The sequence below is a fragment of the Proteus sp. G2674 genome (genome assembly GCF_009915195.1).
GTDB classification, from domain to species: Bacteria; Pseudomonadota; Gammaproteobacteria; order Enterobacterales; family Enterobacteriaceae; genus Proteus; species Proteus mirabilis.
Genome location: NZ_JAABLS010000027.1, coordinates 156,586 through 179,357, shown reverse-complemented (window position 1 = coordinate 179,357; position 22,772 = coordinate 156,586). Strand labels below are relative to the sequence as shown.

Sequence of the window (22,772 nt, the reverse complement as noted above, 5' to 3'; positions counted from 1 at the left end):
AAACAATCAATGAAAACGAAAAACTTCCAACAAATTTTTTAATTAATAATTATAAATATATTTAAAAAAAACAAAACCCCGCCAAAGCGAGGTTTTGTATATTCAACTATTTAATGCTCAACTCATTTGAGCTGTCATCACACTTTTGCAAAAGATACATTTTGCGCCGTGCGGATTGTTCACTGTGACATCAAATTGTGATGTTCTATATTGTGAACCGCGACAACAAGGGCATTTAAAATAGAGGTGAATAGTAATAGCGCCTTTAGAGAGCCACCACGTTGCCTGCTGCTGGGCCTTTCATACCATTTTCCATGGTAAATGAAACTTCTTGGCCTTCCATCAAAGATTTGAAGTCATCACTCTGAATTGCAGAGTAATGTACAAATACATCTTTACTTCCATCTTTAGGAGTGATGAAACCAAAACCTTTATCATCGTTAAACCATTTTACTGTACCAGTCATTGTATTAGACATAGAATTTCCCTTAATTTATTTAATTTGCCATAAGGCATAGGCGGTTTGTTTTGTATTTTTACTTATGGGTATTAATTAGAAGGAATTCACAATGAAGAGGTATCGAGGATAACGCTAAATGGGAACAACTTTAAACTTACTAACATAAATAGGTCTGTACTTCCAAACCAGTGACGCTATTAAGCCATAGAAAAATTCAGATAGCAAACTTTATTTTTTAGCTGTAAATCAGATTACGTGCACCTCTAAAAAACACAACCTCGTTATACTCACGAGCTTTTCTTAATAGATAAACCATGTAATATCAAAACCATTATTAATACAATATATTGTGTTTTGTAATTACGCAAGACTATAAATAGGGTATTTTTTAATTATTTTATCCATATCTAATTTTACATTATCAACCGATAAACACCCTTCAATAAATCCTTCCGCTGCCTGTAATCGCTTAGCCACTTCATTATGCGAAATACCGAGTTTTGAAGCCATTGAACGCAAAGGATAATTCTTCACATAGTACATAATAACCAATTGAAACAAGTAACTATTATTTATCTTTAAATGTAATACCGCTTTATTGATTTTTAAGCCATCATCATCTGAACATTGCTCTTGGCTTCGTCTTGAACTTGGAATCAACCCTTTAAAACCTGCGGCAATTGATGAGTAATCGATACTATTTCCCTCATTAGCTGACCACGCTCCCCAACGCGATAAAACTTCCTGCATATCTCTCATACTAATGCTCCCCGTGCCGTATACACGTTAAACCAATGCCCCTATTCCTAATGAACGATTTAGAAAAGAAAATAACAATTCGATTTGATTGCCATAAGTGGCTTCCCACAACTTGGGATCACGATGTAACTCATCATGATGTTGCCGACATAATGGAATAGTGAATAAGTCATGAACTTTCGTTCCCATACCTCCCATACCATGGCCGATAATGTGATGTGGATCGTCAGCTTGTTGTCCGCAAACACAACAAGGCTGTGTTTTCACCCATTGAAGCCATTGGGAATTCTCCCAACGTTGCATTTTAGGTTTCAAAAGGAATGACGCTAGTGGCTCAGGATCGATAGCAACTTTTATGACTGGTCTTATCATGTCTAATCGTTCATTCATTGTTGATAGTGCTGTTACATTGCTTGGAATAATATCTGCTTCAGGAAAACCACCATGTACCCTGCGCTCTTTAGGTTTTTCAGACCAATCCAAAATTTGACGTAATATCGCATCAGGTAATTCATCAACCAGTTTATGCATCACAGCAAATGAGAAAAAATCGGGTACTGTCAGCTGGTGGCCATTATCCAATCTTAAACGACTGCGAATAGTGTCTACCATCCAAGCAATACGATTTTTATGAGCCAATTCAGCAACCCACTCAGCTGATGAATGGCGAATATGATTATCATGGTACCAACAAGTCCGTATCACACCGTCTTTATGCCATGTGGTTGTTAATTCATGATGATGATAACTGTCATGCTTATCGTTAATCTGACAACAATGGATATTTCTGCCTATCCACATATTCATCGATGACAATCCTCCCATAGCTTGGAGAACTTTTTTATTATTCAAAAAATCAACAATGCCCTTGTTATCCAATAATGGCTGTTCATTTCCTGTTAATGCCCCAGAAGGCCATTTATCTAAACTTTTTGGTACATCGCTAATAATCACGCGCGAATGTGGTTTAAATTGCTTAAGCAACTCCGCTCCAGGCTTCAATAAAACAACGCCAAGGTCAGACTGAATATAGGGCGTTAAGAGTAGTTTCATTAAATCTCATCCTCAACTTTATATTCAGCCCATAACCCTGCAATCCACTTCACACCTTTAGTAGTAAACCTTGATTGTGCAAAAGCGTGGTTATTTTTTTGGTTCGTTCCCGTTTTTATCTCAAAGCGACCAAGATCGACATGAGTTTGATAAGGCGTAAACGTATTATTCAAGCGATACATAATTTTCTTATCAATTAAAAAACAACGAAAATCGGTTTCTTTCGCCTGCAGTAATTTACACACTTGTCGAAATGTCATAGAACCATGGGATAAAACATAATTATCAACAAACTGAGCCTTAGGTGTCGCAATCGCCAGTTCACTTTCCAATTTTTGTTTTTCTTCTGCTAAGTCTGCTGCTAATCGCAATGCTTCTGGTAATGTTTGAGGAATGACTGGCTGCATTTTTGATTCTAATTCCTGCCAGCGATCAACTATTTTTGCTGTGAACTGAGGTGACAATCGAGCTACCAACACCAGAGAGTCTCTTTTATTAAAACGATATTCAGTATATTGATTGCCGTTATGTTCAAAAGGGAACTCAGCCAATGGCTGGGTTAAAATTTGAGCAACAAAAAGCCTATCGGCAGAACGCTTAACATCGGAATGATTACTTCCCGTTAAACTGGCAATCTCTCGACTCGACATAGTTAATTCACGATTCATTATGGGTAATACTGAAACTTCCATTATTTTTTGCATCATGCTATTTCTCTCCACGTTTTACTCGTGACCGTACATCACGTGATTAAATGGGCAGATTATTCTCTCCTTCACAATATCCATTAACATCAACTCAGGCATAAGTACCCCATAACCCAATCAATAATGTCACTACAAACCAAAAACCAACGAACAAAATGTATTTAGTTAGCATTACTGAGTCTCCTGTAACATTTCTATCGCTTGCTTCCAAATGCTGTTCCATGCTTGGCGACCTGAAAACTCACTCATACGACGAATGCCTGTTTTACCTGCTAGCTCAAGTGCAATTTCTTCAATGCGGTTTTTAGGTTTAGAGCGAGAGCCAATCAAGCGGGAAAAGGCACTATCGCGTTCAATGGTGTCAACTTGAACTTTTGGTTCATTCCTTGGCTCTTGGCTACGGATAGTGAGTTCATCAAAGTGTTTACGTAATTTTCGAGGACTTAAAATATTTTTGTGCCAGAATGAATCTTTGTTAGCCCAATCGAACAAGGCACAAATTTTCTCATGGGTACGCCCATCGATTTGGCGCATCAGGCGGATATCGTTCGCCCAGTCATACCAAGTAGGCTCTAACGCGGACGGATTCAGTTTTTTAACACGACCAAACATCCATTTCGCCGTTTTTAAATCATCTTCATCCCCCCATTTCTGCCCATTAGCGCTGTAAATCACTGCTTCAGGATAACGAGTTAAAAAATCATTTTTCGACTGGTCGCTGGATTCGTCAGAATTCTGCGACGAATGATCTGTTTCTGTTGTACTCTCTGAAGTAATCTCTGTTGTATTCTCTGTAAGAACAGGCCATTTTGACCCGTTCAGAACAGCGCATTTTGCACTGTTTGATGGTTTCAATTTGCGCTTATCGATAAGGTCATTTTGAACTGTTCGATCAGATGAATTATCACCATTCGATTGGGTCATATTGACCTCATCGGTCAGCAAGTGGTGATCGTAGTTAATCGCATAATAATTAGTGCGGTCATGGTTCGATTTATTGATTTGCTCGATGCGTAAAACACCCTGCTTTTTCAAATTAGTAAAAGCACGTTTAATCGTTGATTCAGAGAAAAAAGGAAATTGATTCTTCCACTCCTCAACTGTGTTATAAATCCAGCGTGAGCCGTCATATTCAACACCTGAAGTGGTTTCAGTTAGCCAATATTGAATTTGCTGTAACAGCATCGCCTCATTTAAACCAAGGCGTACCGCTAATTCAGGAATAACGACTAAAGGGCGACTTTTTAGTAATAATAAACTCATCTTGCCACCTCATTACTTAATACGTGTGTACTTCTCTTTAAAACGCTGTACAGGTTCACACTGTGGGTCGTCACAACCATCAAGCATAAAAATAACGCGCTGTTTTTCTCTGTCATAACGAACAACATGAACAACGATACCTCGGTGATTTTTATAGTAGCGATCAAGTTGGTTTGGGTTCTCATTGCTCATTGTCCCGCTCTCCACTTGAAAAATAAAAATCAGCCCATGCCTTTTTAAGAGACTGTCTATCTACCAAACATGCAGATTTCTTGTAGTTGTCTGGTTGTTCGTCAGAGACTATGATTTCTACATAGCGGAATGACTGACGACCTGAGACAGGTAAACATCGGAATTGCTTTTTAGGTACTAAATGCGCTAATCTACTCATGCTAATTTCTCTTCACACAATTGAAATTTGGCAAACCGAAGCCAGAGGCCGTACACCTTTGGCTTCACCCTTTCTGGATATAGCCATCTTTAATTTCTCTTTTGATGTAACGAAACAAATGCATTCATAAATGTGCGGATCTGTGAAATTAAACCATCCAACATCATTTTTATTTTCTGTTCTTCTTCGTTATCAATAACGCCATCAGCCAGGCTATCTTTCATCAATAACGCTAAACGTCCCTGCATTTCGTCAACATTGCTACGTAATGTGAATAGTTCTGTCTGATCTAAATCTGCAGGGCTAATTCTGTCCACGAGTAAACGGTTTGATTCACGAGCGACAAATTCAGCAAATAAAACGGTCTGAGAAATATCTTGCATAGCTAATAGCTCGTTTAAATCAAACGAACGACAGCCGTTTTTCTCGTACAATTTGTTATTGAATGAAGTCAGAGATAAACCCAACGCCCCAGCCATCGCTTCACGCCCACCAGCTGTTGCCTCACACATTTCTTTCACAACTTGTTTTATTGATTGGTTACTCATAAATACCTCTCTTTATTAAAACCACAGCCATTGGCAAAAAGTCTTGCGTGGCATCACGTAATACTTCCCTGGGTTGTTCCGGTAAAACCGTTTGGCTTTTAGCTCATGAAGCTTCATCCAGCGCTTACGTTTTGCTAATATTCGTGGGCTAATACACTCGCTAAACATTATCCCTAGTGGGATCATCACTAAGGACGCAAATAACATACCGATAAGGGATGACTTAACATGCTCGATATCTTCTTGGGTCACTTGGTCTCGTTTCTCAAAACCAGCCTCAGTCTTATTACTTTCTTTTGGGCTATTTTTTCCTTTTTCTTGGGAACTTGGCTTGGTCATTCCCTCGCTCGCAGAAGAGACAAAAGAAAGGAATTCAATGCCATTGCAGATCCGTTGTTCTTGCTTCTTGATAAATTCCTCGACGATTGTAAAGACGGGAAAAGAGACATGCCTCGCATCACTCGTGACGACTTCAGAGCCTTGCGCCCTCACTTGACCACAAGACAATGCAACAACTATAACCATGCCGTAGACAGCTTTTTTGATACTCTTAAAAGCAATGAGCTTTATGAGAACGATTGGATTTATCCTGTTATTAGGAACCCTGCAGAGATGATCCCCAATATCAATAACCTTATGGTTTTTATTAAACGACGTTAATTTTATTGAGTGATTCATTTCCTACCCTTGTTAATGATTTTTTGTAGTTACAAATTAAAAAAATAAGAAGTAGTTTATTTGTGATTGCTAAATTTCTTCGGATATAAAATCTGCATCTCTGTTAATTCACCGTTGAAAAAAGCAACTAATCGCTCAGCAACTTCTAACGAAGTTTTTTGAGCGCCTCTTTCAATACGGCTAAGATTTCCTACATCAATTTGAACTGCTTCGGCAACTTTACTCAACGTAAGATTTTGCTTAATTCGCAATAACCTTAATGGTGTTTGCATAGAACCCCCTAAATTTGCGTTTTAAGCATAATATAACATCAATTCAATTTGCGCAATTTACTTTGCAAATAACGCAAAAAGGATTTGTAATTACGGCATGGAAATAGGAAAAAAAATCAGATCAATCCGTTTAAAACGGAACATGACAATTGCTGAACTGGCTAACGCTATTGATAGCGACCCAGGCAACGTGTCTCGTCTTGAAACTGGTAAACAAAAATCATTTACCGAGCAACAATTAAAGAAAATTGCTAACGCACTATCAATATCTTTACTTGATTTATTTTCAGATGAGGATAATCATACTGTATATAAACACAGTAATTTGAATCATGACGAAATGAACGAGGATCTTTATAAAGTGCAACTACTTGATATTAGTGCGAGTGCAGGACCAGGTTGCGTGAGAACAAGTGATGTCATAGATGTCATTCATTCCATTGAATATGATACAGAACAAGCCAAATTACTATTCGGTTCTCGGCCCGCGAACTCAGTAAAAGTTATTAACGTTCGTGGTGACAGCATGTCTGGCACAATAGAGCCAGGCGATATTATTTTTGTTGATATATCAATAGATTATATTGATGGCGATGGTATTTATGTGTTTTCTTTTGATGGAAATATACACGTAAAACGCCTACAAATAGTTCCAGATGAAATAATTGTTCTCTCAGACAACCCCAAATATACACAATGGAAAATCAACAGCACAAATGAACATAGATTTTGTGTGCACGGGAAAGTTTTGATTAGCCAGAGCCTCGAATATAGGCGTCACGCTTAGTAAAAACAGCATTTGTATCAAAGCCTGAGCTTATTTCGGGCTTTTTTTTATTTGTTAATTTGTAAATATCGCAAATTAATATTGCGTAAAATGCAAAATTGAATTATTGTTACCTCAGAAGCAAGTTTAGACGCGAGGGAAATACTCATGACAACTGAACCAATAATCATAGCGCCAGATGGTTTCACTAATGAAGATATCGCAAAGTGGATGAGGTGCAAGTTGCAGTGCATAGATTACCTCCCTGTTTTACACGGTAAGCGAGAAAGACTAATGAGCGATGTAAAAAAGCTAGATGCCGAAATAGCAGAGTACATCAGTAAAAGCGCTATTCAGATACAAAGTAAATGATTTTTATGTGTGAAGAGAACGTGTGAAGAGAAACAATGGCTGACTGAGTCTTTTACCATTAAAAGGGGTTGTGGTGATAATGTTCTGCTCAGTCAGCCATTTTTATAAAGTTAGTTTTATAACCAAAGAGCGTGGGCGTGAAAAAAAGTAACCCGCAGTCAGCTAGAAATCCGAATCCCAATCGGGCTGATGCAACCACGGGTGGTCCGCTCTTTTTGATTATGACTCTAACAATAAGCAAGGGTACTGGCATTATTTGTGAAATGTCTTATCAGGATTATGTCAACTCGCTAGTGCCCTTTCTTATTGTGTGAAGTGAATAAACCGTGTGAGGAGAAATTAACATGTCACGCCCTTCGTTAAAAAATGTAATTGTGTATAAAGCACAACTACCAAGTGCAGAAGCGATGTCCGATCACCTAAGTAAAATCCCATTTACTGAAGTGTTAGAGTCACATTTTTGTAGTTATGGCTACATACCAAACCCAGTCACTAATGAATTAGTTACCCCTATTACAGACGGGTATTTGCTGACATTTCGTTTTGATCAGAAAATATTACCTAATGCTGTTATTAAAAAAGAAGTTAATGAGCGCATTAGTAAGTTAAAAGAGGATGGGATTGAATTTATTGAGCCTGATATTAAAAATACAGTCACCGCTGAATTTTTGAGAAAGGCGTTTGTAAAAACAATTACTACACTCGTTTTATATCATCCCAGTAAAGAATATTTATTAGTAGCTAGCTCTAATAAAAACATTGCCAATTCGGCTATAAGCACATTAATTAAGGCGTGTGGTTCAGTTAAAACAGAAACAATTCATATCGATGATGTATCACAAGGTCTAACTACTAGATTATTAAATACATTAAATAATAAAGAGGAAACGGATTGTTTTGGAAAAAATTTCTACCTAGGTCAATTTTATTTACTTGAAAGAAAAATTGATAATAAAAAAGAAATTGTAAAATATGATGCTGATTTTAACTCTATAAGAGATGTTCTTTTTGACTCTTTAAACAATCAATTTAAAATTAATTTAATTCAGTTATATACAGATGATATACAATTTAAACTTACTAGCGACTTCCACTTCAAAGGGATTAAACCAGTAAATAAAATTGAATTTGATGATAAAGATAGAGTTTATCGATATCGACATGAGTGTTCACTCATCATGTTCTATATGACAATTACCATCGACTTTTTAATTGACTTATTAAAATATAAAAAAAATAATAATTAGCCAACATCAGGGAATTTTAATCTCGATTAATTCGAGAGGGATTTTTATTACCTAAAAATTGTGTGGAGAGAACAATGTCTTATATTGCAACAGCAACAAATAAACATTTCTATTATCTCGATGTACGGATCGAAGATATAGATATTCAAGATATTGCGACAGGTTTAGCTAATGAATGTCGCTTTAATGGACAGATTGATAATTTCTATTCTGTTGCTCAGCATTCTGTGTATACCAGTTATTTAATTGCACCTGAATTTGCTTTAGAGGCCCTACTTCATGATGCCAGTGAAGCTTATGTCAAAGACCTACCGTCACCACTTAAAAAGTTATTGCCTGAATATAAATTAATTGAATTGCGTGTGGAAAAAATGATCCGCAAAAAGTTTGGGTTACCTGAAAATATATCTGATGAAGTCCATTTTGCAGACCTAGTGATGTTAGCCACAGAAAAGCGTGATTTAGACATTGATGCAGGTAGTAACTGGTTAATGCTTGAAGGTATTCCAGCTAGCGATTTTGCTGTCACCCCGCTAACCCCTCGACAAGCAAAATCCCTATTCTTACGCCGTTTTAATGAACTTTATAAAGAGAAAAAGGGCTAATAACCACCAGCATTGACTAATATCTATTTAAACTGTGTACGGACAGTGTGGAGAGAAAAATATGCAAATGTTGACTTTAGAGGAGTGGGCGCAAGAAAGATATAAAAGTCGTCCACCAAAGTTAGGAACGCTACAACGATATGCTCGTGGTGGCCTGTTCTACCCACCAGCAAGGAAAGAAGGTGGCATTTGGCGCGTGAGAGAAGATGCCGACCTTGTCGGTAATTTGACATCACCGGTTATCAATAACAACGATAACCTTATTTTACAGAGGATCCTCAAAGATGGCTGCCAGACCTCGTAAAAATAACGTCAATATTCCTAATCTTTACCCATTACTTAGTCGTAAATCCAGCAAGGTTTATTGGCGTTATCGCCATCCTGTAACAGGTAAATATCATGCCCTCGGTGACAATGAAGCCGAGGCGAAAGCAATAGCCATTGAAGCTAATACAAGATTAGCAGAACAACGAAGCCGACAAGTTATGGCTATTAGTGATCGAGTGGCAAAAATTAAAGGTAAAGAAATCACGGTTAATACTTGGTTAGATAAATACTGGGCTATTCAAGAAGAGCGTTTAAAAGAAGGTGATATAAAGCCAAATACCTATAAACAAAAAAGGAAGCCAGTCGATTTAATGAGGCAAGCCTTATCCATGAAACCATTACCCGCAGTTGATGCCAGAGATATTGCTGGGATCCTTGATGAATATAAATCTAATGGCCAGCACAGAATGGCACAAGTTATTCGTTCTGTTTTAATTGATGTATTTAAAGAAGCACAACATGCAGGTGAAGTTCCTCCTAGTTATAACCCTGCCCTCGCCACTAAACAACCGAAACGAAAAGTAACTCGCCAACGCCTTAATTTTGATGAATGGAAAAAGATATTTGAGATTGCTGACAAACAACATCGTTATATGGGCAATGCCATGTTGCTTGCACTTATTACAGGCCAACGATTAGGTGATATCTCGGCAATGAAGTTTAGTGATATTTGGGATGATCATTTACATATTATCCAAGAAAAAACTGGCACCAAATTAGCTATTCCATTATCACTACGTTCTGAACAATTAAATATGTCATTACGTGAAGTTGTTGCTCGTTGTCGTGATCGCGTTATTAGCCCTTATCTTATTCATTATTTTCATACCACTTCACAATCTAAACGTGGTGATCAAGTTACTGCAAATACGCTAACGACTAACTTTAAAAAGGCGAGAAATAAAACGGATATCGATTGGGGAGAAGGAACGCCTGCAACATTTCATGAACAGCGCTCTTTATCTGAAAGGTTATATCGAGCACAAGGTATAAACACTAAAGATTTACTAGGTCATAAAAACCAAATTCAAACGGATAAATACCATGATGATCGAGGGAAAGATTGGATAAAAATCGTGATTTAATTGCTCAAATTTCAGGCGGTTTTGATAACTCGTTTTGATAACTTTTTGATAACCGTTTCAATATTGATAATAAAAAACGGGAACTAATAAGCTCCCGTTAACTATTTATCAAATCAACAATTACATATGTTTGATAATCGCGTCACCAAACTCGCTACATTTCAGCAGTTTAGCACCGTCCATTAGACGTTCAAAATCATAAGTAACGGTCTTCGCTTCGATCGCGCCTTCCATACCTTTAATGATTAAGTCAGCGGCTTCTGTCCAACCCATATGGCGTAGCATCATCTCCGCGGAGAGAATAATAGAGCCTGGGTTAACTTTATCTTGTCCGGCATATTTTGGTGCTGTTCCGTGAGTCGCTTCAAATAATGCACACTCATCACCAATATTAGCGCCAGGAGCAATCCCAATACCACCAACTTGTGCTGCTAATGCATCAGAAATATAGTCGCCATTTAAGTTCATACAAGCGATAACATCATACTCGGCTGGGCGTAACAGGATTTGTTGTAAGAATGCATCTGCGATAACATCTTTAACAATAATATCTTTGCCTGATTTAGGGTTCTTAATTTTAACCCAAGGGCCACCATCTAACAGCTCACCACCAAATTCTTCACGGGCTAATTCATAACCCCAATCTTTAAAGGCACCTTCGGTAAATTTCATAATATTACCTTTATGCACCAATGTAACGGAGTCGCGATCGTTATCAATTGCATATTCAATCGCTGCGCGAACTAAACGTTTAGTCCCCTCTTCTGAACATGGCTTAATACCGATACCACAATCTTGTGGGAAGCGAATTTTGGTTACACCCATTTCATCTTGCAGGAACTTAATCACTTTATCAGCTTCTGCTGAGCCGGCTTTCCACTCAATACCGGCATAGATATCTTCTGAGTTTTCACGGAAGATAACCATATCCGTCAGTTCTGGGTGTTTTACTGGGCTTGGAGTGCCTTTGTAATAACGCACTGGGCGCAGGCAAACGTAAAGGTCGAGTTGTTGGCGTAGTGCCACATTTAATGAACGGATACCACCACCTACTGGTGTAGTAAGAGGACCTTTAATAGAAACACGATATTCACGAATAAGATCTAAGGTTTCTTCTGGCAGCCAAACATCTTTACCATAAATTTGTGTTGATTTTTCACCGATGTAGACTTCCATCCACTCAATCTTACGTTCATTGCCGTAAGCTTTTTCAACCGCTGCATCAACAACTTTTAACATTGCTGGCGTGACATCGATACCGATACCATCCCCTTCGATATAAGGGATAACCGGATTATTTGGAACAACAAGCTTACCTTTAGCATCTAATGTAATTTTAGCACCATTAGCCGGAACAACTACTTTGCTTTCCATTTACCTCTCCTTTCATGTAAGCGCACGCTTTGTTAATTTTTTGTAAGAGACCTGTCAATACTACTTGATTATTCAGCTAACGCCAATCGCTTCTCTTTTAAGGTATAATCAATCTCCCATTTTTGACAAAAAATAGCTATGGCAAATCAATTTAACAATAGATCGAAACTACGCAAATCTCACGCACTAGCAGGACAAAAAAAACCTTCTCGCCCTAGAGGTGAGCGTAAAGTGATTATCTTTAATAAACCCTTTGATGTTCTTGTGCAATTTACCGATGACAGCGGTAGAAAAACGCTAAAAGATTTTATCACCATTCCTGATATTTATGCGGCAGGACGGTTAGATAGAGATAGTGAAGGTCTGTTAGTATTAACAAATGATGGCAAATTACAGGCCAAATTAACTCAACCAAATAAAAAAACAGGGAAAGTCTACTATGCTCAAGTAGAAGGCATTCCCACAGAGATAGCGTTACAACAATTTCGTGAAGGACTTAACCTAAAGGATGGGAAAACACTACCTGCAAAAATTGAAAGGGTAGAACAGCCAACGTGGGTTTGGGAGCGATTTCCACCTATTAGAGAGCGTCAATCTATTCCGACTAGCTGGTTAAAAATCACTTTATTTGAAGGAAAAAACCGCCAAGTTAGACGTATGACTGCCCATATTGGTTATCCCACATTACGCTTAATTCGTTTTAGCATGGGAAATATTACCTTGGATAATCTATTACCGGGTCAATGGAAGGAGATTAATTTTGTTTAAACCACATGTCACTGTTGCTTGTATTGTTCATGCAAACAATAAATTTTTAGTTGTTGAAGAAACGGTAAATGGCAAAGCCACATGGAATCAACCCGCAGGACATTTAGAAGCAAATGAAACCCTGATCCAAGCGGCACAACGAGAGTTATGGGAAGAAACCGGTTTAACCTTGCCGGTACAATATTTTTTGAAATTACATCAGTGGGTGGCACCGGACAATACGCCATTTTTGCGTTTTTTATTTTTGATAGAAGCACCAGAACAATTAGCCACACAACCACATGACGATGATATTAATGGCTGCTACTGGGTGACCGCGCAAGAGATAATCAATAGCCAACAATTACGTTCACCGCTGGTAAAAGAAAGTATTCTTTGTTATCAACAAAATGAACGTTATCCACTCTCTTTACTGGATAGCTTTGGTTCAACATTTGCCTCTTAACAATGACTTTCATAGTTAAGAAGGCAAAAAATGTATTCGTTTGATGCACCCTTGATAGTGATATGGTAAAGTATGGCGCTTATTTTTCCGCAGTGAGATCCATTCATGTCAGATAACAGCCAAAAAAAAGTCATCGTTGGAATGTCCGGTGGCGTAGATTCATCCGTCTCAGCCTATCTTCTTAAGGAACAGGGATATCAGGTCGTTGGTCTGTTTATGAAGAACTGGGAAGAAGATGACGATACAGAATATTGCTCAGCTTCTGCCGACCTTGCCGACGCGCAAGCCGTGTGCGATAAGCTTGGCATAGAACTTCACACTATCAATTTTGCCGCTGAATATTGGGATAATGTATTTGAACACTTTTTATCTGAATATAAAGCTGGCCGCACCCCTAATCCCGATATTCTATGTAATAAAGAGATAAAATTTAAAGCATTTTTAGAATATGCAGCTGAAGATTTAGGGGCCGACTATATTGCAACGGGCCACTATGTTCGTCGCCGTGATATTGATGGTAAAAGCCAATTACTGCGCGGTGTTGATAACAACAAAGATCAAAGCTACTTCTTATATACATTAAGTCATCAGCAAATCGCCCAAAGCCTTTTCCCTGTCGGTGAAATGGAAAAACCTGAGGTGAGAAAAATTGCCGAGAAGCTTGATTTAGCCACCGCGAAGAAAAAAGACTCTACGGGGATCTGTTTTATCGGTGAACGCAAGTTTACTGATTTCTTATCGCGCTATTTACCTGCCAAACCGGGTCCTATCGTCACCGTAGATGGCGAAACCATTGGTGAACATCAAGGGTTGATGTATCACACCTTAGGTCAACGTAAAGGTCTGGGTATCGGTGGCACAAAAGAAGGTAGCGAAGATCCTTGGTATGTAGTCGATAAAGATGTTGCAAATAACATATTAATTGTCGCACAAGGTCATGAACACCCTCGATTAATGTCCGTAGGCTTAATTGCTCAACAACTTCATTGGGTCGCAAGAGAGCCTATTACCGAAGCTTTTCGTTGCACGGTGAAAACACGATATCGCCAAGCTGATATTCCGTGTACAGTAACACCATTAGATGAAGATAAAATTGAAGTCCGTTTTGACTATCCTGTTGCTGCTGTTACACCGGGGCAATCGGCCGTTTTCTATCAAGACGAAGTCTGTTTAGGTGGCGGTATTATTGAAACACGTATTCAGGAGTAGATGTGGCTAAAGATTTTCGTGATATTACCCTTGCACTGGCAGGTATCTGCCAGGCAAGTCGTCTTGTTCAGCAAATTGCTTATCAAGGGAATGCAGACGAGAAAGATGTTGAAGTCATGGTTAACAGCATTTTTAATATCAACCCAACTTCAACCTTGGATGTTTATGGTAATCAAATAAGTCATTTGAAATTAGGTTTTCAAACCATAAAAGCTATCCATCAAGCGGTAAGAAGAGAAAAACTCACGTTTGAGTTGATGACTTATCAACAAGGCCTGATTAACCTTGAACGTATCATCAACAAAAATAACGATTACAGTTCGCATTTATCACAAAAAATATCTCAACTTGAACGACAAAAAAATTATTTTGAACCGCTTTCTGACGGATTATTTAATGCTCTCGCTGGCGTTTATAGTGATGCGGTCAGCCCTGTAGGGCCAAAAATTCAAGTTAATGGTTCGATTGAGTTACTTAAAAACCCTATTATTCAAGCAAAAGTACGTGGATTACTTCTGACAGGTCTTCGTAGTGCCGTACTTTGGCGTCAAGTAGGTGGTCGCCGTTTTGATTTTTTACTCCATCAAAAAACCATCTTACGACAAACTGATGATTTTCTCGCTCAATGTTAATACGTTAAAATTCAACCTGGGAGTTGCCAACAATGGAATTATCTTCGCTGACAGCGATTTCACCGATTGACGGTCGTTACGGTAGTAAAACCTCGTCGTTACGGACTATTTTTAGTGAATTCGGTCTTTTGAAATTCCGTGTACAGGTAGAAGTTCGCTGGCTACAAAAGCTAGCATCTTGCACCGACATTAAAGAAGTTCCCGCCTTTGAACAAAACGCAATCGATTACCTTGATGCAATTGTTGCTAACTTCAATGAAGATGATGCTGCTCGTATCAAAACTATCGAGCGCACCACCAATCATGATGTGAAAGCGGTTGAATATTTCTTAAAAGAAAAAGTGGCAGCTATCCCTGCACTACAGCAAGTTTCTGAGTTTATTCACTTCGCTTGTACTTCTGAAGATATTAATAATTTATCCCATGCCATCATGTTAGAAACAGCACGCCAAGAAGTGCTACTACCTGCATGGCGCGAGCTTATTGATACTATCAGTAAAATGGCGCAAGCATATCGTGATTTACCCCTGCTTTCTCGTACTCACGGACAACCGGCAACACCTTCAACGGTAGGAAAAGAGTTTGCAAACGTTGCATACCGTATGGGGCGTCAATATCGCCAACTTACTCAAGTAGAAATTTTAGGTAAAATTAATGGTGCAGTAGGTAACTATAATGCTCACCTAGCTGCCTATCCTGAAGTTGATTGGCACCAATTTAGTGAAGAATTTGTTACTTCATTGGGGATCACATGGAACCCATATACTACGCAAATTGAGCCACACGACTATATTGCCGAGCTTTTTGATTGCATCAGCCGCTTTAATACAATTTTAATTGATTTTGACCGTGATATTTGGGGTTATATCGCTCTTAATCACTTCAAACAGAAGACCATTGCCGGTGAGATTGGCTCATCAACAATGCCTCATAAAGTGAATCCTATCGATTTTGAAAACTCTGAAGGTAATTTAGGTTTAGCTAATGCCGTTATGGGTCACCTTTCCAGTAAATTACCTGTTTCGCGTTGGCAACGTGATTTAACTGACTCAACCGTACTACGTAACCTAGGTGTCGGTATCGGTTATGCATTAATCGCTTACCAATCAACCATGAAAGGCTTAAATAAATTAGAAGTTAATGAAAGTCATCTTCGTGAAGAGTTAGATAGCAACTGGGAAGTTCTTGCTGAACCAATCCAAACGATTATGCGTCGCTATGGTATTGAAAAACCTTATGAAAAACTTAAAGAGTTAACTCGTGGTAAACGGATCACGGCACAAGATATGATTGTGTTTATTGACGGTTTAGCGCTACCAGAACAAGAAAAAGCACGCTTAAAAGCGATGACACCTGAAAGCTATATTGGTTTTGCCAGTCAACTTGTTGATAAATTAGATTAATTTATCCCATACTTAAAAGGCAGATAATCTCTGCCTTTTTTTATATCGATGACCCGTCCTAAATAAGATAAAAACTATCTATAACTTAAACACATTGTCCGTTACGGTATTCTTTAGGTGCTAGATTGACTATCATTATCTTAATTTCTCTTACAGCAACTGATTTTTACTGATGTACACAAGGTGGAATATGCGGATCTTAATTATTGAAGATAATATCTTACTTCGCCATCATTTATCTGTGCAGTTTCGCGATGCAGGACATCAAGTTGATGCAGCACAGGATGCGAAAGAAGCCGATCACTTTATCGCAGAAAGTACACCTGATGTCGCCATTGTTGATTTAGGTCTTCCTGATGAAGATGGTATCAGCCTTATTCGTCGATGGCGGGAAAATAATATTACTATTCCCATTATGGTATTAACGGCTCGAGAAAGCTGGCAGGAAAAAGTGACCGCATTAAATGCCGGTGCTGATGATTATGTGACAAAGCCTTTTCATTTTGAAGAGATCGTGGCACGCGTTCAGGCATTAATGCGAAGAAACATGGGCATTGCCTCACAAATACTGACTATTGCCCCTTTTGAGTTGGATTTATCACGTAAAGAGTTCATGATCTTAGGTGAGCAAATCAAGCTCACTGCATTCGAATATACTATTTTAGAAACATTAATGCGTAATCAAAACAAAGTGGTGAGCAAAGATGTGCTAATGCGCCAACTTTATCCTGATGCAGAGCAGCGAGAAAGTCATACCATTGATGTGCTTATGGGGCGTCTGCGCAAAAAAATTCTCCAAAAATATGATAATGATGTCATTGTAACTGTACGTGGACAAGGTTATCGTTTTGATATGAAAGCTTAATATGCATAAAAAACAACGTTCGCCCTTCTCTTTACGAACAAGATTTTTACTTGCCACCAGCGCCATTATTTTAGCACTGACACTCTCTTATGGTTTGGTTGCCATAGTCGGCTCTATTGTCAGTTTTGATAAAACGACTTTTATGCTAATGCGCAGCCAAAGTAATCTCTACTATAGCTTAGCGCAATGGAAAGATGGGCAATTGCAGATTGAATTTCCGACTAACCTCAATAACAACAACACATCGCTGGTGGTTATTTTCGACGAGAAAGGCAATGTGCTATGGACGCCAACGGATTTACCTCAGGTGATCCCAAACAGTATCGCGCCAAAATGGCGCAATAAAGAAGGCTTATTTGAAATTAGTGTGAATGTTAAAACGACACGTTTTATGTTACAGCAACTGCCTCAATATCGAGCCTATCTAAAAAAACTCAACGAATATTCAAGTAATGATACCTTAACGCATTCCGTGGTTATTAATCACTATCCTGCGGCGGATAATATGCCTTATCTATCCATTGCGGTTATCGATCCTATTCCTCAAAGTCTGCAAAATGTAAGTAGAGTCTGGGATTGGTTTCTCTATATATTACTAGCTAATTTTCTTTTGGTGATCCCATTAATTTGGTTAGCAGCCCATTGGAGTTTAAGGCCGATTAAATCCATTATTGAGCAGATCAGCGCGTTGGAAAAAGGCACTCGCGATAATTTAGATGAAAATCCCCCTAAAGAGCTCAAAGGATTAGTTTATAATCTCAACATTTTATTGCGTAATGAACGCAATCGTTATAGTAAATACCGTACCAGTTTATCTGATCTGACCCATAGCTTAAAAACCCCCCTTGCTGTTTTACAATCAACATTACGTGCCCTACGTGCTGGCAAACAAATGTCTATAGAACAAGCTGAGCCAATTATGCAAAGTCAAATTGAACGAATTTCACAGCAAGTTGGTTATTATTTACATCGAGCTTCTCTTCACGGCGATCACGATATAACAACACGCAAGCTCCACTCTTTATCAGGCTTACTTGACAATCTTTGTAGTGCACTTAATAAGGTCTATCAATCCAAAGGCGTTGATATAACATTAAATGTTTCCCCTGAAATGATGTGGTTAGGTGAAAAGAATGATTTTATGGAAGTCATGGGGAATGTACTTGATAATGCTTGTAAGTACTGTTTAGAGTTTGTCGAGATCAATGTAAGTCATGATGACAATTGTGTGATTATCACCGTAGATGATGATGGTCCAGGAGTCAGCCCAGAAAAAAGGGAGCTTATTTTTCAACGTGGTACACGTGCAGATACATTGCGCCCAGGACAAGGCTTAGGATTATCAATTGCTGTTGATATTATTGAGCAATATAACGGTGATATCACCATTACCGATAGTCCATTAGGGGGGGCAAGACTCATCGTCACCTTTGCTGAGCAACAACTCACTACTGAAATAGAGTAACGCTCTTCTCTATCAACTTATATTATTGCTGATTTAATTTAGGTCTTATCACAATAAGATTGCGAGATGTATGATAACTACGCAGTTGTCAGTATATTACTCGTTATTACTCACATTGCACCAAGGAATGTTTAGCAGGAAGTTGTAATTCATTATATGATATTTTTAGGCTTCCCAAATTCAGGAAATACACAATGGACTATAAACTTAATTTAGATTGGCAATCATTTTTAGAAAGCCATTGGCAAAAACGTCCTTTATTAATCAAAAACGGCTTCTCTGGTTTTGTTGATCCTTTATCTCCTGATGAACTTGCAGGTCTTGCAATGGAAGATGAAGTGGATAGCCGTCTTGTGAGTTGTCAAGATGGGCAGTGGGGAGTTAAACATGGGCCTTTTGAGCACTTTGAAGGTTTGGGCGATAAAGATTGGTCGTTATTAGTTCAAGCGGTCGATCACTGGCATTTTCCAAGTGCGGCATTGATGAAACCTTTTCGTGTGTTGCCCGATTGGCGTATTGATGATTTGATGATCTCTTACTCTGTTCCCGGAGGCGGTGTGGGTCCTCATCTTGATCAATATGACGTATTTATTATTCAAGGGCAAGGTCGTCGTCGTTGGCGTGTGGGTGAGAAAATCCCAATGAAACAGCACTGCCCTCACCCGGATTTACTTCAAGTTGATCCTTTTGACGCCATTATCGATGAAGAATTAGAGCCGGGTGATATTCTGTATATTCCACCTGGATTTCCTCATGAAGGTTATGCCATTGAAGAATCACTAAACTATTCTGTTGGCTTTAGAGCACCTAATGCACGAGAGCTATTTAGCGGTTTTGCTGACTATGTTTTAGCAAATGACTTAGGAAGCTACCGTTACAGTGATCCTGATCTTACTCCTCGCGAGAATCCGGCATTAGTCCAGCATCAAGAATTAAATAAGTTGCATGATATGATGGAAGACTTACTTGCCCAACCCGAAGTATTCCGTCATTGGTTTGGGGAGTTTATTTCTCAATCTCGCCATGAACTTGACTTAGCCATTCCTGAACCTTTATATGAAAATGCTGAGATCCACGATTTACTGCAACAAGGTGAACAACTTCATCGTTTAAACGGTATTCGCGCACTGCGTGTTGGTGATAGTTGCTTTGTTAATGGTGAATTAATGGATACTCATCATATTGAAGCTGCAGATGCCCTTTGCCAATATGATTGTATTGATAAACAACATTTAGGTGATGCTTTAGCAGATCCAAAATTTATACGCTTATTGACGCACCTTGTTAACCAAGGCTATTGGTATTTTGAAGATTAAGTATAAATAAACTATTTTTATACAAACACACCCAGCTAATTATAGCTGGGTGTTATTTTAACTATGTTAATAAACAGTAACTGTTATTTTATTAAATAATATATTGCCTCTTTTAGTAACGTTCTTGTGCCATAAAATAACCATGGCAAAATGATAAAGAACGCACTCTGTAGCCCTAAAAGTAACCAGGTATGCTTATCATTTGATAAATATAAAGAAAATATAATAAGATGGGCAATTAAAAAATAGCTGAAAACGATAATAAACGATGCTTTATACTCTTGTTTACTAAAAGTATTATCACTGGTTATCGGTATTTTTTTACACAGACATTCTGATCTTGTTTGTTTTATTATTATTTTGGAGAGTACAGCCATTACGCAAATATCCTTATATCATTTTATTTAGATTATAAAGAATATTATTTGAAATAATCGGCCAATAACTTATAAAAAACAAACTTATTTTTAAAGTTTAATTTTAAATAATATGAAAACAAACCCTATATTTAAAATACAAAGATAAAATAATAGCCGAGATTGTCGGCTATTATGGGGCAATTATTTTACATAACTGCTCTATTAACAAATAACTTTTGCTTTTTCTCTTTCGGCAGTAATTTCAGCAATTCGCATAATAACACTTACTGCGGCTTCCATACCTTCTAAAGAGATAAATTCATGTTTGCCATGAAAATTATAACCACCCGTAAAGATATTTGGGCAAGGTAATCCACGGTAAGAAAGCTGAGCACCGTCTGTACCACCACGAATAGGCTTAATATCAGGTTCAATATCACAATCAATCATTGCTTGTTTGGCAATATCAATAACATGTGGATACTGAACCACTTTATCATGCATATTGTAGTAGCTATCATCAATAGTTAGTTCAATATAGCAATCAGGATGTAGACCTTTACCTACTTTTTCAGCAATCGTGATCATGTTTTGTTTACGCTTTTCAAACTGATTGCGATCAAAATCACGAATAATATAGTGCATTTCGGCTCTTTCCACCGTACCTTTAATACTTTGTAGGTGATAAAAACCTTCATAGCCTTCTGTGTTTTCAGGGGTCTCTTCAACAGGTAATTCTTGGTGAATACGCGAAGCAAGTCCTAACGCATTTACCATCACGCCTTTGGCACTACCGGGATGAACATTATTACCAACGATTTTAATACTCACAGAAGCGGCATTGAAATTTTCATATTCCAATTCGCCCACACCACCACCATCAACGGTATATGCCCAGTTAGCACCAAATGCTTTTAGGTCGACATAATGTGCACCACGCCCTATCTCTTCATCCGGCGTAAATGCAATACGGATATCACCATGAGGTCGATTTTGTGCTTTTAAACGTACCATCGCAGTGACTATCTCTGCGATACCGGCTTTATCATCAGCACCTAATAGAGTTTTACCATCCGTTGTAATTAATGTTTTACCAATCATTGAGTGTAAAATTGGAAACATAACCGGTGATAATACTTCATCACCAATACCTAGCGCGATATCACCACCACGGTAATCTTCAAGCACTTGAGGTTTTACATGTTTACCTGAAAAATCAGGTGAAGTATCAAGATGGGAAATAAAGCCAATAACAGGTACAGGCCAAGATACGTTAGAGGGCAAACTCGCCATAACGCATCCTTTATCACTGAGTGTCACATCAGAAAAACCCAGTTTTTTTAATTCTTGTACCAGTGCCTTCGCTAATTTTAGCTGACCATCGCTACTTGGTGACATTTTCGATGATGGTTTCGATTGTGTATCAAAACTAATGTATTCAAAAAACCGTTCTAATAATTTATCCATTTTGCCCCCTAAATCTCTCTAATAACAATAATAGGGAACTCTATAAAATAATTATTGCGTCAAATCAGCTTTAGGATCATTAATTAAATCAAACAATTTATGGACATATGCATCAACCACTTGGCTCGCGGGGCCATAATGTTTTTCTTCAAACTCACTCTCCACTAAGCTAGGTTCAAGGTTAAGCTCAACCGTATGAGCCCCTGTTAACCGTGCTTCATGGACAAACCCAGCCGCAGGATAGACATTCCCCGAAGTGCCAATAGCGATAAAGAGATCTGCCTGTGCTAAAGCGTGATAAATTTCATCCATGCCGATTGGCATTTCACCAAACCAAACAATATGCGGACGTAGAGGAGAGGGAAATTGGCAACAATGGCAATAATCTGTCGTTGATAAATCCCCTTTCCATTCAAAAACTTGACCTGATTGCGGACAGCGGACTTTCAATAACTCACCATGCATATGGAGAATATGTTTACTCCCTGCTTTTTCATGTAAGTTATCAATATTCTGCGTGACCAGCAGGAAATTGTCCTTTCCAAGATATTGCTCAAGTTTTGCTAATGCATAATGTGCTTCATTAGGTTGAATTGAGGGTTGTTGTAATTGACGACGGCGCTCATTGTAAAACTGCTGAACCAGCTTAGGGTTGCGGTGATATCCCTCTGGCGTTGCCACATCTTCAACGCGATGCTCTTCCCACAATCCATCTTCTGATCGAAAGGTTTTTATACCTGATTCAGCCGAAATGCCCGCCCCGGTTAGTACCACTACTTTGGGTAAATTCATTTCATGTTCCGTTTTATGGGTTAAATGAAAATAACGACAACGTGAGTGTTGTCTACGTAAACTTTTTATCTTACGAAACTTCCTAAGCCGACGATGACGAAGTTTAAGTTTCATCATGGCAATCCTTGGTTTTTATATTTAACA

General features: G+C 38.3%; 25 protein-coding genes and 1 pseudogene. 13 read left to right on the top strand and 13 right to left on the bottom strand.

Translation table 11 applies throughout. The features are described 5' to 3' along the window. Nucleotides 1-135 precede the first annotated feature (135 nt). The 10 genes and pseudogenes from ymcF to GWI58_RS12945 form a co-directional block, all read right to left on the bottom strand. Nucleotides 136-258 (bottom strand): annotated as a pseudogene (gene ymcF, locus GWI58_RS17905) (cold shock small protein YmcF); the annotation flags it as partial. Between the two features lie 7 nt (nucleotides 259-265). Then, the gene (cspE, locus tag GWI58_RS12985) at nucleotides 266-478 is read right to left on the bottom strand and encodes a transcription antiterminator/RNA stability regulator CspE (protein WP_004247137.1); all 213 of its coding nucleotides are present in this window, start codon (nucleotides 476-478) and stop codon (nucleotides 266-268) included. Nucleotides 479-820: 342 nt separating this feature from the next. After that, complete coding sequence (locus GWI58_RS12980) at nucleotides 821-1,219, bottom strand: antiterminator Q family protein (protein ID WP_004247136.1); 399 nt, start codon at nucleotides 1,217-1,219, stop codon at nucleotides 821-823. Between the two features lie 27 nt (nucleotides 1,220-1,246). Beyond that, complete coding sequence (locus tag GWI58_RS12975) at nucleotides 1,247-2,272, bottom strand: DUF968 domain-containing protein (protein ID WP_004247135.1); 1,026 nt, start codon at nucleotides 2,270-2,272, stop codon at nucleotides 1,247-1,249. Further along, nucleotides 2,272-2,979 carry a phage regulatory protein/antirepressor Ant gene (locus tag GWI58_RS12970; RefSeq protein ID WP_004247134.1) on the bottom strand — a complete coding sequence of 236 codons (708 nt, stop codon included), beginning with the start codon at nucleotides 2,977-2,979 and terminating at the stop codon, nucleotides 2,272-2,274. The genes GWI58_RS12975 and GWI58_RS12970 overlap by 1 nt, the downstream gene beginning before the upstream one ends. A 171-nt stretch (nucleotides 2,980-3,150) precedes the next feature. Beyond that, on the bottom strand, nucleotides 3,151-4,242 hold the full coding sequence (locus GWI58_RS12965; protein ID WP_004247133.1) for a hypothetical protein: 1,092 nt from the start codon (nucleotides 4,240-4,242) through the stop codon (nucleotides 3,151-3,153). A 12-nt stretch (nucleotides 4,243-4,254) separates the two neighbouring features. Beyond that, a complete protein-coding gene (locus GWI58_RS12960) occupies nucleotides 4,255-4,434 on the bottom strand; it encodes a DUF4222 domain-containing protein (RefSeq protein ID WP_004247132.1) in 180 nt (59 codons plus the stop codon). A 288-nt stretch (nucleotides 4,435-4,722) separates the two neighbouring features. Next, the gene (locus GWI58_RS12955; RefSeq protein WP_036900998.1) at nucleotides 4,723-5,181 is read right to left on the bottom strand and encodes a YmfL family putative regulatory protein; all 459 of its coding nucleotides are present in this window, start codon (nucleotides 5,179-5,181) and stop codon (nucleotides 4,723-4,725) included. A 15-nt stretch (nucleotides 5,182-5,196) separates the two neighbouring features. Further along, nucleotides 5,197-5,859, bottom strand: coding sequence for a hypothetical protein (locus GWI58_RS12950; RefSeq protein ID WP_049219117.1), 663 nt, complete (start codon nucleotides 5,857-5,859; stop codon nucleotides 5,197-5,199). Nucleotides 5,860-5,915: 56 nt separating this feature from the next. Beyond that, a complete protein-coding gene (locus GWI58_RS12945; RefSeq protein WP_049210565.1) occupies nucleotides 5,916-6,131 on the bottom strand; it encodes a helix-turn-helix domain-containing protein in 216 nt (71 codons plus the stop codon). Nucleotides 6,132-6,228: 97 nt separating this feature from the next. Here GWI58_RS12945 and GWI58_RS12940 point away from each other — a divergent pair, with 97 nt between their 5' ends. The 5 genes from GWI58_RS12940 to GWI58_RS12920 all read left to right on the top strand — a co-directional run bounded on the left by GWI58_RS12940 (nucleotide 6,229) and on the right by GWI58_RS12920 (nucleotide 10,533). Then, entirely contained in the window at nucleotides 6,229-6,918 is a 690-nt protein-coding gene (locus GWI58_RS12940) for an XRE family transcriptional regulator (protein ID WP_049211705.1), read from the top strand. A gap of 695 nt (nucleotides 6,919-7,613) precedes the next feature. Beyond that, complete coding sequence (gene rdgC, locus GWI58_RS12935; RefSeq protein WP_049217223.1) at nucleotides 7,614-8,516, top strand: recombination-associated protein RdgC; 903 nt, start codon at nucleotides 7,614-7,616, stop codon at nucleotides 8,514-8,516. A gap of 74 nt (nucleotides 8,517-8,590) precedes the next feature. Continuing rightward, nucleotides 8,591-9,121, top strand: a complete 531-nt coding sequence (locus tag GWI58_RS12930; protein WP_161769252.1) for an HD family hydrolase — start codon at nucleotides 8,591-8,593, stop codon at nucleotides 9,119-9,121. 61 nt (nucleotides 9,122-9,182) lie between these two features. After that, complete coding sequence (locus GWI58_RS12925) at nucleotides 9,183-9,425, top strand: excisionase (RefSeq protein ID WP_004251672.1); 243 nt, start codon at nucleotides 9,183-9,185, stop codon at nucleotides 9,423-9,425. Next, nucleotides 9,406-10,533, top strand: a complete 1,128-nt coding sequence (locus GWI58_RS12920; protein WP_161769251.1) for a site-specific integrase — start codon at nucleotides 9,406-9,408, stop codon at nucleotides 10,531-10,533. Before GWI58_RS12925 ends, GWI58_RS12920 begins: the two co-directional genes overlap by 20 nt. Before the next feature lie 120 nt (nucleotides 10,534-10,653). On the opposite strand, the gene icd is transcribed toward GWI58_RS12920, so the two are convergent. Then, nucleotides 10,654-11,907 carry an NADP-dependent isocitrate dehydrogenase gene (gene icd / locus GWI58_RS12915; RefSeq protein WP_161769250.1) on the bottom strand — a complete coding sequence of 418 codons (1,254 nt, stop codon included), beginning with the start codon at nucleotides 11,905-11,907 and terminating at the stop codon, nucleotides 10,654-10,656. Nucleotides 11,908-12,045: 138 nt separating this feature from the next. On the opposite strand from icd, the gene rluE reads away from it, so the two are divergent. The 8 genes from rluE to GWI58_RS12875 all read left to right on the top strand — a co-directional run bounded on the left by rluE (nucleotide 12,046) and on the right by GWI58_RS12875 (nucleotide 20,010). Continuing rightward, on the top strand, nucleotides 12,046-12,675 hold the full coding sequence (gene rluE / locus GWI58_RS12910) for a 23S rRNA pseudouridine(2457) synthase RluE (RefSeq protein WP_110229343.1): 630 nt from the start codon (nucleotides 12,046-12,048) through the stop codon (nucleotides 12,673-12,675). Next, on the top strand, nucleotides 12,668-13,120 hold the full coding sequence (locus GWI58_RS12905; protein ID WP_004247118.1) for an NUDIX hydrolase: 453 nt from the start codon (nucleotides 12,668-12,670) through the stop codon (nucleotides 13,118-13,120). The genes rluE and GWI58_RS12905 overlap by 8 nt, the downstream gene beginning before the upstream one ends. Nucleotides 13,121-13,225: 105 nt before the next feature. Further along, nucleotides 13,226-14,329: a tRNA 2-thiouridine(34) synthase MnmA gene (gene mnmA, locus GWI58_RS12900; RefSeq protein ID WP_004247117.1), complete on the top strand. Its 1,104-nt coding sequence runs from the start codon at nucleotides 13,226-13,228 to the stop codon at nucleotides 14,327-14,329. Nucleotides 14,330-14,331: 2 nt separating this feature from the next. Then, a complete protein-coding gene (gene hflD / locus GWI58_RS12895; RefSeq protein ID WP_004247840.1) occupies nucleotides 14,332-14,961 on the top strand; it encodes a high frequency lysogenization protein HflD in 630 nt (209 codons plus the stop codon). A gap of 32 nt (nucleotides 14,962-14,993) precedes the next feature. Then, entirely contained in the window at nucleotides 14,994-16,364 is a 1,371-nt protein-coding gene (gene purB / locus GWI58_RS12890; RefSeq protein ID WP_161769249.1) for an adenylosuccinate lyase, read from the top strand. Nucleotides 16,365-16,554: 190 nt separating this feature from the next. Next, nucleotides 16,555-17,229, top strand: a complete 675-nt coding sequence (gene phoP, locus GWI58_RS12885) for a two-component system response regulator PhoP (RefSeq protein WP_004247114.1) — start codon at nucleotides 16,555-16,557, stop codon at nucleotides 17,227-17,229. 1 nt (nucleotide 17,230) lies between these two features. Beyond that, entirely contained in the window at nucleotides 17,231-18,694 is a 1,464-nt protein-coding gene (gene phoQ / locus GWI58_RS12880; protein WP_004251833.1) for a two-component system sensor histidine kinase PhoQ, read from the top strand. A gap of 194 nt (nucleotides 18,695-18,888) precedes the next feature. Continuing rightward, nucleotides 18,889-20,010 carry a ribosomal protein uL16 3-hydroxylase gene (locus GWI58_RS12875; RefSeq protein ID WP_094959109.1) on the top strand — a complete coding sequence of 374 codons (1,122 nt, stop codon included), beginning with the start codon at nucleotides 18,889-18,891 and terminating at the stop codon, nucleotides 20,008-20,010. Nucleotides 20,011-20,591: 581 nt separating this feature from the next. Here GWI58_RS12875 and pepT read toward each other — a convergent pair. Together pepT and cobB are read right to left on the bottom strand one after the other, a co-directional pair. Continuing rightward, nucleotides 20,592-21,836, bottom strand: coding sequence for a peptidase T (gene pepT / locus GWI58_RS12865; protein WP_004247111.1), 1,245 nt, complete (start codon nucleotides 21,834-21,836; stop codon nucleotides 20,592-20,594). Between the two features lie 51 nt (nucleotides 21,837-21,887). Beyond that, nucleotides 21,888-22,745: a Sir2 family NAD+-dependent deacetylase gene (gene cobB / locus GWI58_RS12860; protein WP_004247834.1), complete on the bottom strand. Its 858-nt coding sequence runs from the start codon at nucleotides 22,743-22,745 to the stop codon at nucleotides 21,888-21,890. Between the last annotated feature and the right edge of the window lie 27 nt (nucleotides 22,746-22,772).